This window comes from Streptomyces sp. NPDC088785 (assembly GCF_044750685.1).
Classification (GTDB): domain Bacteria; phylum Actinomycetota; class Actinomycetes; order Streptomycetales; family Streptomycetaceae; genus Streptomyces.
Genome location: NZ_JBIVKH010000023.1, coordinates 27,429 through 39,323 on the forward strand (window position 1 = coordinate 27,429; position 11,895 = coordinate 39,323).

General features: G+C 75.0%; 7 protein-coding genes. 1 reads left to right on the forward strand and 6 read right to left on the reverse strand.

Annotated elements, in window-relative coordinates; all coding sequences use genetic code 11:
* Window positions 1-226: 226 nt before the first annotated feature.
* From ACIP5K_RS34910 to ACIP5K_RS34925, 4 genes are all read right to left on the reverse strand, one after another.
* Window positions 227-397, reverse strand: coding sequence for a hypothetical protein (locus tag ACIP5K_RS34910; protein ID WP_401416350.1), 171 nt, complete (start codon window positions 395-397; stop codon window positions 227-229).
* Between the two features lie 86 nt (window positions 398-483).
* Window positions 484-1,899, reverse strand: a complete 1,416-nt coding sequence (locus ACIP5K_RS34915; RefSeq protein WP_401416352.1) for a hypothetical protein — start codon at window positions 1,897-1,899, stop codon at window positions 484-486.
* Window positions 1,896-3,686 (reverse strand): hypothetical protein, encoded by a 1,791-nt coding sequence (locus ACIP5K_RS34920; RefSeq protein WP_401416354.1) that lies wholly within the window; start codon window positions 3,684-3,686, stop codon window positions 1,896-1,898. Before ACIP5K_RS34920 ends, ACIP5K_RS34915 begins: the two co-directional genes overlap by 4 nt.
* A gap of 3 nt (window positions 3,687-3,689) precedes the next feature.
* Window positions 3,690-7,577: a hypothetical protein gene (locus ACIP5K_RS34925; protein ID WP_401416355.1), complete on the reverse strand. Its 3,888-nt coding sequence runs from the start codon at window positions 7,575-7,577 to the stop codon at window positions 3,690-3,692.
* A 273-nt stretch (window positions 7,578-7,850) separates the two neighbouring features.
* Here ACIP5K_RS34925 and ACIP5K_RS34930 point away from each other — a divergent pair, with 273 nt between their 5' ends.
* Complete coding sequence (locus tag ACIP5K_RS34930) at window positions 7,851-9,830, forward strand: discoidin domain-containing protein (protein WP_401416357.1); 1,980 nt, start codon at window positions 7,851-7,853, stop codon at window positions 9,828-9,830.
* Between the two features lie 24 nt (window positions 9,831-9,854).
* Here ACIP5K_RS34930 and ACIP5K_RS34935 read toward each other — a convergent pair whose 3' ends face one another.
* Together ACIP5K_RS34935 and ACIP5K_RS34940 are read right to left on the reverse strand one after the other, a co-directional pair.
* Window positions 9,855-11,435 carry an aspartate:alanine exchanger family transporter gene (locus ACIP5K_RS34935; protein ID WP_401416360.1) on the reverse strand — a complete coding sequence of 527 codons (1,581 nt, stop codon included), beginning with the start codon at window positions 11,433-11,435 and terminating at the stop codon, window positions 9,855-9,857.
* Window positions 11,436-11,581: 146 nt separating this feature from the next.
* Window positions 11,582-11,707, reverse strand: a complete 126-nt coding sequence (locus ACIP5K_RS34940) for a hypothetical protein (protein WP_401416363.1) — start codon at window positions 11,705-11,707, stop codon at window positions 11,582-11,584.
* Between the last annotated feature and the right edge of the window lie 188 nt (window positions 11,708-11,895).

Genomic DNA, 11,895 nt, shown 5'->3' on the forward strand with positions numbered 1-11,895 from the left:
CGTCGTCGCTGTCGTCGCTGTCGTCGCTGTCGCCGTCGAGGGTCTCCATCCGCAGCTCGTCCATCGCCGTAGTCAACCGCCTGCCCCCGGCGATCTCAAGGGCCCGGCGCCGCGGACGGCACGACGCCGGCCCCCGGAAAAAAAGCGGCCGTGTGCGGGCCTTTTCCGGGGGACCGGCGTCGCACCGTCCCTGCCTCCCTACGCGTGCTGTCGTGCTGTCGTGCGGTTACCGCTTGCCGCGCAGCGCCTTCACCAGGTCCACCACGACCCGCAACGCCTCCGCGTCCGCGTCGGGCCCGGCCTCGGTGATCGCCCGGACCAGGCGTACCGCCGCCACCGAGACGATCAGGACGATCACCGCCACCACCGCCGCACCCGCCACGATCTCTTCGCTCATGTGCCCGTCTCCTCCGTCGACTTCGCGTGCCGTCGCACAGAAATGGCGGTCCCAAGAAGCGAGTTGGGTGCGGTAGCGGCCCGCGCTCAGCGGGGCAGCAGCGGACGCAGCCGGCTCCACTCGGCCAGCGTCGGCTTCCACTCGGGGGACGTCAGGCGGGGCAGCGCCGGATCCGGAGCCGTCCCCTCACCGCACGCCAGCGCCGCACCCGCCAGCCCGCGCAGCCGCGCGGCCAGCGGATCGGCCCCCAGCTCGCCCTCCACACGCGTGAGCCGGGCGGCGCCGTCCGCGCCCACGATCTCGGCCCACCGCACCAGTTGCCGGCGGTCCTCGCGCGCCAGATGGGTGCGCAGCACCAGCAGATCGCGCGCGGCCTGCCGCTCGGCGGCCGCCCGTGCGGCGCCGCTCCCGCTGCGCACGGGCCCCGCCCACGCGGGGTGGTAGACGTCGACGTGGAGGCGGTCGGTGTCGACCGGCTCACGGAAGCGGGCACTGCCGTGCCAGCTCGCGGCGCCGGGCTTGAGCGTGCCGATGGCCACCGGCAGCGGGTGCGCGGGCGCGTAGACGCGGAAGGCGAGCCGCTCCTCGCCCGCACCGGCCGCCGAGGGGTCGGCCGCGTCGACGCCGACCTCGATGCCGTCGCCGTGCCGCCGCCAGCGCACAGCACCCTCGTGGCCGGCCACCACGTGCGGCGGGACCTGCGCCCAGTCCACGTCGGCGGTGTGCCAGTTCGTCGCCCGCTCCACGCCGCCTTCGTAGGCCGGGACGTGCTCGATCAGCCGGCGCAGCGCACTGTCCATGGCATCGGGTGCGCCGCCGTCCCCCGCCGCGAGACCGGCACGGTCGCCGAGCGCACGCAGCCGGGGCGCCAGCGGCAGGTCCTCGGCGAGATGGACGGTGCTGACCAGCGCGTCGTGCAGCACGCCCGCCACCCACCGCTCGCCGGGCAGCACGCCGCGGTCCAGGACGTCGGCGGCGATCGCGGCCAGCTCATCGGCGCGGCGCGTCAGGAGGGTGCGGGCGGTGTCCTCGGCGTCCTCCACCACATCGCCCAGGGCCGCCAGCAGGGTGCCCGCCTCGATGTCCACCAGGGCGGGGGACAGCGGGAACGGCGCCCAGCGCGTCAGCCAAGTCAGCACCGCCAGCCGGGCCAGCGGGGTGTGCAGCGGTCCGGGCCGCCACAGCGCCCGCCGGCGCACCACACCCGGGCCGCCCGGGTCCTGCGTGGCCGACGGCGCACGGGCGGCCTCGCGCCGCGCGGCGCGCACACCGCGGGCCACGTCCTCGCCGTAGGCCAGCGACAGCCAGGCACCCTCGCCCTCGCCGGCGTCCACCTCGGCGTACGGGGCGAGATCGGGGGCGAAGGGGTCGACGAGGACCAGGCCGCCCTGCACGTACAGCGGCGCACTGCGCGGGGCGGGCCCGGGAGGGTCGCCGATCCGGGCCCGGCCCACCTGGTCGACGAGCACCGGGAGTGCCCTGGCGGGCGTTGCGTCGGTCATCGCGGGCCTCCGGCCTCGGGACGGTAGTGGCTGCGGACGATGTCGCGGGCGGTCTCGAACGCGACCGGTGGCAGGGCGCCGGGACGGCCGCCCCCCTGGTGTTTGCCGCGGTACTCGGCATAGAGCTCGTCCCAGGCGGTCACGGCCCACCCGCCGTGCAGCGGGTCGATCAGCCGGTCGATCCAGTCGACGAGCTCGGCGCCGGTGGTGCCGCGCTGCGCCAGACCGTCGAGGAGCACGTCGACGACGAGCTGCTCGGTGAGAGGGTCCGGGCCCGGGGCCGGGCCGGCAGCGGCGGGCTCCGTGCGGGGGGTGCTGCCGGCCGGCCGTTCCAGCGCGTCACCGGCGAGGTGCGGGCCCGGGGGCCCCTGGACCGGTTTGGCCCCGGACAGCACGAGTTTCAGTTCGCCGCGCAGCACTTGCAGGTAGCGGTGCGCGGCGGTGCGGACCAGCCGGGCCCAGCGCTCCTGCGGGTCGGGCAGGTCCTCCTGCCTGATCTCGGCGCTGTGCAGCATGCGCCACAGCAGCCGGGTGCAGCCGGGCACCGGGTCCGCCAGCGCCCGGCGCACCGGGGCGTGCTGGGCGCTGCCCAGCCGCAGCGTGGCGGCGACGAACGCCTTGCGCTCGGTCAGTTCGGCCAGGTCGACCAGCAGCCGCGGGGCGGCGGCGGGCCTGGCGAGCAGGACGGCGGCGTGCTCGGCGCCCAGGGCCGCGAAGGAGATCAGGCCCAGGCAGAGGACGGCCCGCTGCGCGTCCTGGGACAGCCCCAGGGGGGCCAGCGCCCGCCGGGCCTCGTCGTGCGCCACCTCGCGCGCGGTCAGCCGGGCGACGGTGGGGCTGGAGACGAGGGTGCGCACGGAGTGGTCCAGGCGCAGCCACAGGGAACGGTCCAGGGGCAGCACGCTGCCCTCGGAGTGGGCGAAGACCTCGCCGGCACGGTCGCGTTCCTCGTCCGTACCGGGATCCGTGCCCGCCCCCTCTACGGACCCGCCGACCCCGACAGCGCCGCCGCCCCCGACGGAGGGCCGGCCGGGCACGGCGTGCCGCGACAGCCCGGTGGTGTGGACGGCCGCCGTGTGCCGCTGCCAGGGACGCAGCAGCGCGTAACGGGCCCACAACCGCTCCCAGTCCGCCCCCAGCGGGGCGTCCAGCAGCAGCGCCTCGGTGTCCCGCGCCGCGGCGGCGTCGCCGCCGTCCGCCGCGGGGGGAGCGAACGCGGCGAGGATCTCCCGCATCGCCTCCCGCTCCCGCGGCCGGGCGAACAGTTCCCTGAACGCGGCGTGGGTCGGGGGAGGGGCGTGCGGGTCGTCGTGCACGAAGCTCTGGAACAGCGCCTCGCACTCGTCGGGGTCCACCGCGCGCTCCTCACCGGACCGCGCCCAGGCGGCGGGCAGCACACGGTGGGAGAGCAGGGCCATCGCCGTGGGCAGCGGCAGCCCGGCGGCGGCCCGCTCCCGCTTGATGCGCCCGCGCGCCGCCGCCATCCCCAGCACCCAGTCCCCGGCGCGGTCCAGGCGCTCGGACCGGCCGACGACGGCGGCGACCAGCTGCCCGGCCTGATCGGCCGTCAGTTCACCGCGGCAGTCGTGGCGCAGCACCGGCCGCAGCCGCGCATCGGTGTCCCGGGCCACGTGGTAGAGCAGGCTCTCCCACAGGCGCTTGCGGTACTCCCCTTTGGGGTTGAACTTGCGCCGGGTCGACGCCGGCACCCGGCTCCAGGCGCGGGCCGCGGCGCCGGCGACGGACTCGCTGTTCCCGTCCGGCCCGGTGGTGGTGTCACGGTTCACGGGTCACCTCTCTCCAGCGGTTCGGGAGGCCTCCTGGACCAGGCCGCGCAGCGACCGCAGGGCGGTGCGCACCTCGGCGAGGTAGCGGGTCGCGGAGAACGGCTGGTGCAGTGCCTGTGGCAGCCCGGCCGGGTCACCGCCGACCGTCTCCACCTGCACCCGGTAGGGCAGCGCGAGCCGGTGCAGGGCGGTGAAGTGCTGGCTGGGCGCGTAGATGGGGGTGGTCACCAGCAGCAGCCGGGCGCCGGGGCGCAGCTGTTCCATGCGCTCGGCGAAGAACGCGTAGGTGTCGCCGGTGTGCGCGCGCCGGGCGGCGGGGTCGGAGGAGGGGGCGGCGGCGACCCGGACCGTCCCGCCGCCGGGCCGCCGGTAGTGCCGCACCCCCCAGGTGCCCCCGATGTCCTGGGTGCGCTCGCCCTCGACGTGCTCGGGCTCCCCGAGCCGGAAGGCGGCCCGGGTGCCGGCGTCCAGCGCCTGGTACTCCTCGCTCAGTTCGGGATGGCCGATGCGTTCGGCGAGCCGGAACTCGTCCTCGGCGAGGTCGGCCGAGCCGCGGAAGGGCCGGTGCCCGCCCAGCGCGACGATGCTGTCGGTGCGCACCTGCCCGACGTCGCACAACTGCGCCGCGTAGGCGGGACGGTTGAAGCAGGCGCGCACCAGACCGCCCAGGAGCAGCACGTGGTCGTAGTCGCTGTGGCGCGGCGGCGGGCAGTCGTGCAGGCCCAGCGCCGCGGCGGCGGCCGGCACCACCTCGCTCTGCTGCGCCGTCAGGGGCAGGTCGGCGGCCTCGTTGCGTTCCTGGTGGGCGGCGCGGTTCTGCCAGCGCTCGCTGAACGCGTACAGCGCCTCGATGCGTTCGGCCAGGGCGAGGCCGGGGTCCAGGAGGGTCTTGTCGTCGCCGTCGAAGGCGGTGACCAGGGCGTGCATGGCCTCGGAGCGGATCCAGCCGTCGACGGCCGGCAGGATGGCGTCGCCGGAGGCGGCCAGGGGGACGGGGGGAAAGCGCAGTGGCGGCATGGTGCGGTTCTCGATTCCTCGGTCACGGATGAAGCTCAGGGCGGGCAGGTAGGAGCACAGGGCGAGGTCCCGGCCGTACTCGTCGTCGTAGTGCGTGGCCTTGCCCGCGGGGGCGGGGTCCGCCTCGACCGACAGCCCCAGCCGGGCCAGCGCGATCCGGGCGCCCAGGGAGACGGACTTGAGCGTGTTGCCGCGGTCGACGGGGCCGTCGGAGTGCGCCCGCAGTTCGTCGGCGGCGCCGGCGTGGGCGGCGGCCTCGCGCAGCCGGCTGACCCGCTGCTGGTGGGACATGGACAGCAGCAGCGCCTCGTAGTAGGCGACCAGGCCCAGACCGTTGACGCAGCAGGCGACCTCCTCGAGGTAGCGGGTGCCCAGGCGGCGCTCCCTGATCTCCAGCACCTCCTGGTAGACCGAGCGCGCCAGGTCCAGGTGCTGCTTGCAGCAGGCCGGGTCGTCGTGCTTGGCCAACTCGATCGACACACCTGCCAAGTTGTACTTGCTGCGGTCCAGGTCCGGGCTGTCCTTGTCGCCGACGAGTTCGGCCCGCACCGCCGCGCTCCGCTGGAGCAGCCGCTCGGCGGCCCGGTAGGCGTCCAGCCGCCCCGCGCCTTCAAGGAGGGCGCCGCGCTTCTTCAGCAGCAGCCCGTACATGGCCTGGGCGCGGGCGCCGGTGAGCCGGAAGGCGTCCCGCAGCAGCGGGTCCTCGGGCAGCCGGGCGCACAGGTCGGCGCAGCGTTCCATCCAGCCGAGCGCCTCGCTCACCTGCTCGGGCGAGGCCGTCTGGTCGCGGTAGACCGCCCGGGCGCTGCCGCGCAGCGCGTTGACGGTCGTCAGCCGCGGCCCGGCGGGGCCGTCGGCGGCCGGCGCGGTGTCGCGCAGCCGGCCCACGATGCGGGCGGCGGTCTTCTCGTCCTGGCGCTCGACCAGGCCGGCCAGCGCGTGCAGGGCCCGCGCCGCGGCGGCCGGGTCGGGGTGGGCGCCCAGGAGTTCCTCCAGCGCTCCGGGCGCGCCGGCCGAGCCGATGTCCTGCGCGTCGAGCATCAGCCCGTAGGGAACCGGGCTGTCGCCGGGGGGCATCGGACCGCCGGCGTCGCGCAGGATCGCGTAGCCGACGGTGTCGATCGACGCCCACAGCTCCTCCAGGACCGTCCCGAGCAGGGCGGCGGCCCCGGCGGCGTCCCGGGCGCGCACGTCGCGGCGCACGGCGTCGCGCAGCAGCCGGTGCATCAGCACGCGTCCCTCGCGCAGGTCGACCATGCCGAGCCGGCTCAGCCGCTCGGCGGCCTGCCACAGGCGCTCCTGCCGCGGCTGGCCGCCGTGCACGGCGGCCAGCGCCGTCGCCACCACCGGGGCGACCACGTCGAGGTCGAGGCCGGCGGGCGGCAGCCAGGCCAGGGCGGCGGCCAGCCCGAGCGCCGCCGTGTCGCCGGCCCCCGCGTCCGGGCCGTCCCGCTCGCCGGTCAGCTCCGCGCGCACGGCCGCCCACAGCGCGTGCGGCGCCCCGTCGACGGTGAGTCCCTCGTGCCCGCTCCACCAGTCGCGTCCGGCGGTGGCCGTGCGGAAGCGGTGGCTGGCGCTGACGAGTAGCGGGCGCCCGTGCAGGGCGGCCAGCGGCGCCGTGGCGCCCAGGTGTTCCTCGACGTCGGCGGCGGGCAGCGGCCGCAACCGGTGCACCACGACGCCGGGGCGGTGTTCGAGCCATTCGGGCGCGGTGGTGGTGACGACCACCAGCTGGCCCTTGTAGGGCTGCGGCACCGGCATGTCGGTCAGCTGGTCCGGGCCGACGTCGACGTTGTCGAGCACGACCACCCAGGGGCCCGGTGCCGTGCGCAGCCGGGCTTGGGCGAGCTTGGCGAAGGTCGCCCGGGTGCCGCGGTCGATGGCGGAGGGGGCGACGCCCTGCTCGGCCATCTCGGCGTCGCCCAGCTCGGCGGTGAGCACGGCCTGGTCGTTGGCGGCCAGGAACCAGCCGGAGCCGTACTGCGCCTTCGCCGCGATCTGGTGCGCCAGCATGGACTTGCCGCTGCCCTGCTCGCCGTGGAGCACGACGGTGCCGGTGGCGCCGACGAGATCGTCCATCAGTTTCTGCCGTGCGGCGTAGGGGTGGAAGCGGGGGCGGGCCGGGAGCCGGCTCGTGATCGCGGGGACGTTGGCCTCCGGCAGGAGGTCGAAGGGGGGGTGGCCGTCGGTCTGGAGGGCCAGTACGTCGATCAGGACGATGTCGCGGTAGCCGCCGCGCAGCATCAGCTCGCGGCCCTGGGCGCAGGCCGCCTCGAAGCCGGCGCCGGGCTGCCGGCACGCCTGGCGGACGTCGACGGCCAGGGTGTCGGGATCCAGGCCCTGGGGGGTGGGTATCCAGAAGTAGACGTGTTCCTCGCCGGTGCGCGGCGTGGCGCCGGCCAGCGGGCGGCGCGGGCGGCGCCCGTCGCCGTCCGCGCCGGATCCGGCGCCGGGCGGGCGGGCGGTGAGCAGGACCAGGGCGTGGTCGGGCAGCCGTTCCTCGGGGTCGCTGAGCAGCACCACGTAGGGGCGCAGCCGCTTGTGCAGGCACATCGAGGAGTACAGCAGCGCCAGGTCGAGGCAGGTGGCGCAGCTGCGGTCCACCATCCGGATGTCGCGGATGATCTGCTCGGTGCCGGTGTTCCACGGCACCTTCTCGTAGGGCCGTTCCTTGTCGCGCAGGGCCTGGTACAGGTCGGCCAGCAGCTGCGGGGTGCCCTCCTCGCGCTCGTGGTGGCCCCCGTCCACCCACAGGCGGTGCCGGGCCAGGGCGCCCACGTCGGCGTTGGCGTAGCGGGCCAGGCGCCGGTGGGCGTCCTCGGCCTTGGTGTCCCACGGCCTCCAGGCCTGGTCCGTGTCCGTGTGCGTGTCCATGTGCGTGTCGTCCCCCTCGCGCCGTGCATGGCGTACACGGGGACATCCCGCACCCAAAAAACGGGGGAGTCCAGGGGCCCGGGTCCGCCAACTCCCGCCGCAGGCACCTTATTTCGCTGGCTCGCGCTTTTTTTGCGGAGCCCTGCACCTCTATTGCGTTCACATGTTCACGTCAATACGCTCCTGTGCGTCGCCCCCCCCGGACGCCGACCCCGCCGGCCAACCCCCTTGCCCGGACGCCGAGTCGGCGCCCCACCGATCGAGGAGAACCAGATGGCCCTCTCGCGCCGCAGGCTCCTACAGGCCGTCACCACCACCGGCGCCACCGCGGCCGTGGGACTCGGCCAGAGCGCGCTCACCGCCACCGCCGCCCCCGCCGCGAGCGCCCCCGGCGACGTGGTCGGCAAGGTCACCGTCGGCTACCAGGGCTGGTTCGCGTGCGCCGGCGACGGCGCCCCGGTCAACGGCTGGTGGCACTGGGCCCAGAACTGGGGCCAGACCCCCTCCCCGTCCAACAAGGCCATCGTCGCCTGGCCCGACACCCGCGACTACCCGGCCACCTACCGCACCGCCTTCGCCGCCCTCGGCAACGGCCAACCCGCCACCCTGTTCTCCTCCTACGACCAGTCGACCGTCGACGTGCACTTCCGCTGGATGAAGCAGTACGGCATCGACACCGCCGCCCTCCAGCGCTTCAACCCCACCGGCGGCGAGGGCCCCACCCGCGACGCCATGGCCGCCAAGGTGCGCGGCGCCGCCGAAGCCGCGGGCGTCAAGTTCTACGTCATGTACGACGTCTCCGACTGGACGAGCATGCGCACGGACATCAAGACGGACTGGACCGCCAAGATGCGCGCCCACACCGCCTCGCCCGCCTACGCCCGCCAGAACGGCCGGCCGGTGGTCTGCATCTGGGGCTTCGGCTTCGACGACAACCAGCGGCCCTTCACCCCCGACGCATGCCTGGAGGTCGTCAACTGGTTCAAACAGCAGGGCTGTTACGTGATCGGCGGCGTGCCCACCTGGTGGCGCACCGGCGACCGGGACTCCCGGCCCGGCTTCTCGGACGTCTACCACGCCTTCGACATGCTCTCGCCGTGGATGGTCGGCCGGATCGGCACCGCCGGCGACGCCGACAACTTCTACAACGTCGCCACCGTGCCCGACCTCGCCGAGTGCACCGCGCACGGCATCGACTACCAGCCCTGCGTCCTGCCCGGCGGCGTGGGCGACCGCCAGCGCGCCCACGGCGACTTCATGTGGCGCCAGTTCTACAACATGGGCCGGGCCGGGGTGCCCAGCGTCTACATCTCGATGTTCGACGAGTACAACGAGGGCAACCAGATCGCCAAGACCGCCGAATCCCAGGCCTGGGTCCCGGCCGGATCGGGCTTCCTCGCCCTCGACGAGGACGGCACCGCCTGCTCCGCCGACTACTACCTGCGCCTGACCGGCGACGGCGGCCGGATGCTCAAGGGCCAGCTCCCCGTCACGGCCACCCGCCCCACCAGACCGGTCGCCGGCGACGGCGACACCGTGCCGCCGACCGCACCCGGCAACGCACGGGTCACCGCCGTGAGCGACACCACCGTGACGCTCGCCTGGAACGCCGCCGGCGACAACGTCGGCGTGCGCGGCTACCGCGTGCGCACCCTCAAGGGCTCCACCGCCACCCCCGTCGGCACCACCGGCGCCGACGCCACCACCTTCACCGTCAGCGGCCTGAGCGCCTCGACGTCCTACACCTTCGACGTGCAGGCCCTCGACGCGGCGGGCCTGCTCTCCCCGCCCTCCAACCAGGTCACCGCGACCACCACCGCCGGCTCCACCACCGACAACATCGCCCTGAACCGGCCGGCCACGTCCAGCGGCCACACCCAGGGCTACGTCGCGCAGAACACCGTGGACGACAACGCGAACACCTACTGGGAGAGCACCAACAACGCCTTCCCCCAATGGCTCCAGGTCGACCTGGGCACCGCCACCGGCCTGGGCCGCGTCGTCCTCACCCTGCCGCCCGCCACCGCCTGGGCCACCCGCACCCAGACCGTCACCGTGCAGGGCAGCACCGACGGCACCTCGTTCAGCACCCTGCGCCCCGCCACCGCCTGCACCTTCGACCCGGCCACCGGCAACACCGCCACCCTGTCCCTGCCCACCGCACCGCCCACCCGCCACCTGCGCCTGGTCTTCACCGCGAACACCGGCTGGCCGGCCGGCCAGGTCGCCGAACTGCGCGTGTACCGGGCCTGACCGTGCGCGGTGCGGCCGCCGCGCTCAGAGCCCGACGATGAGCTGGATACAGACGATCTTCACGAGGATGGCGAGCGCGAAGAGGGTGGAGTATCCGGCGTTCACCCGGCTGTCGGTGGCCCGGCCGTTGGCGTAGGCGAGGATCGCGGGGTTGCCGACGTAGCCGGAGAGCAGCCCCATGGTGCGCTCCCGGCTCTGGCCCAGCACACGGGCGGCCAGGACCATCAGGGCGTAGCCGACGACGGCCGCGACGGCCAGGACCGCCAGCAGTTTCAGTCCGAACACGGAGAAGGCGTTCTGCCGGAAGGAGTATCCGGAGGTGAGGCCGACGACCGCGAGGAAGAGCAGCAGGCCGATCTGGCGCAGCGCCAGGTTGGCGCGGGTCGGCAGCGTCCACACCAGCGGCCCCGTGCGCCGGCGCCAGCCCAGGACCATGCCCATCACGAGCGGCCCGGCGCCGGTGCCCAGGGCCAGGGTGGTGCCGCCCAGGGTCAGGGAGGGGATGCCGATGAGGAAACCGAGGGTGAGGCCGAGACCGAGGCTGACCGCGTCGACCTCGCTGACCCGGGTCTCGGTGTCGCCGAGGTAGGCGCTGACGGCGGCGGACTGCCCGCGGGGCATGACGACCCTGAGCCGGTCGTCGAGCTGGAGCACGAGACCGTCGTGGGCGAGCATGTCGAAGTCGCCGCGCCGCACCCGGCTGACCAGGGCGCCGTAGCGCTCCCAAAGCCCCAGCTCGGCGACGGTGTGGCCGGCCAGGGCGGGGTCGGTGAGCAGGATGCGGCGGTAGTCGACGCTGTGCCGGTCCTCCAGCAGGTCGTGCGCGGCGGGCACCCCCAGGTGGGCGGCGGCCGCCCGCACGTCGCTCTCGCCGCCGACCAGGACGACCTGGTCGCCCGGGGCCAGCCGGTCGAGGGCGCCGGCGACGGCCGTCTCCCCGCCGGCCGGGCGGTGTTCGGTCGCCCGCACCCGAAGGGCGCCCGTGCCGGGCACGTCGGCCCAGCGGGCGTCGCGGGTCACCCGCACCGTGCGGTGGACCAGCTTCGAGGGCAGTGCGGAGTCGGGGTCGCGGCGCGCCCTCCACGTGCGGCGGGCGGCGATCACCGCGACGAACACGATGGTGACGACGACGGCCAGCGGATAGCCGATGGCGTAACCGACCGCCGGCTGGGCGGGGTCGTCGGAGGCGGCCTGGGCGGCGGCGAGACCGGGCGTGGTGGTCCCGATCCCGGCAAAGCCGCCGGCGAGGTAGGGGCCGCTGATCCCGAAGCCCCGATGGCCGACGAACCCGACCACGGCCGCGGTCAGCACGAGCGCCACCACCGCCCCCGCCATCACCGCGAGCTGGCCGCGCAGTTCACGGAAGAACGCCGGGCCCGACTCCAGACCGACCGTGTAGACGTACAGGGCCAGACCGAGCGCGGAGACACCCGCGGGGACGGCCGGGCCGATGTCCCGGTCGAGCGCGCCCACGAAGAGCCCCACGAACAGCACTCCGGCCGCGCCCAGCCTCACCGGCCCGAACCGGACCATGCCCAGCAGCGCACCCACCGTGATCACGGCGAAGACGCTCACCCACGGGTTGTCCGCGAAGAACTGCCACACGGCCCGGCCCTTCCCCTGCTGCGAAGATCATGCGCCTGACCGGGCCCATGATCTTCCAGAGCGGTGCGGGCCGCCATTCGGACCGCCGCCCACCCGCCCCGCCCCGGCCGCTCAGCCCCCGCTCCCCGCCACCGGCCCCACCCCCGTCACCGGCGCTGCCGGTATCCGCTCTTCAGGACCCCGCCGGCGAACACGTCGTACAGCGGCAGCGTCTGGAGATGGCCCCACGGTGTGAACAGCGCGGACAGCCGGTCCTGGCGCTGCGCGCCCATCCGGCCGGTGAACGCAGATGGTCCCGATGGTCATGTCCGCCCCGTTCCCGATGTGTTCGCGCCGTCCGCGATCTTCGCGGGAACTGAAGTTCCACCAACCGCCACCGACAACGCCGCCCGCCGGGGCGCGGGTTGCGAGACGGAGGGCCACGGAGGGCCACGGAGGGCCACGGAGGGCCACGGAGGGC

Bases quoted from the DNA above. Each gene is read 5' to 3' on its own strand.
- ACIP5K_RS34910 (WP_401416350.1), bottom strand. From the start codon at position 397: ATGAGCGAAGAGATCGTGGCGGGTGCGGCGGTGGTGGCGGTGATCGTC.
- ACIP5K_RS34915 (WP_401416352.1), bottom strand. From the start codon at position 1,899: ATGACCGACGCAACGCCCGCCAGGGCACTCCCGGTGCTCGTCGACCAG.
- ACIP5K_RS34925 (WP_401416355.1), bottom strand. From the start codon at position 7,577: ATGGACACGCACACGGACACGGACCAGGCCTGGAGGCCGTGGGACACC.
- ACIP5K_RS34930 (WP_401416357.1), top strand. From the start codon at position 7,851: ATGGCCCTCTCGCGCCGCAGGCTCCTACAGGCCGTCACCACCACCGGC.
- ACIP5K_RS34940 (WP_401416363.1), bottom strand. From the start codon at position 11,707: ATGGGCGCGCAGCGCCAGGACCGGCTGTCCGCGCTGTTCACACCGTGG.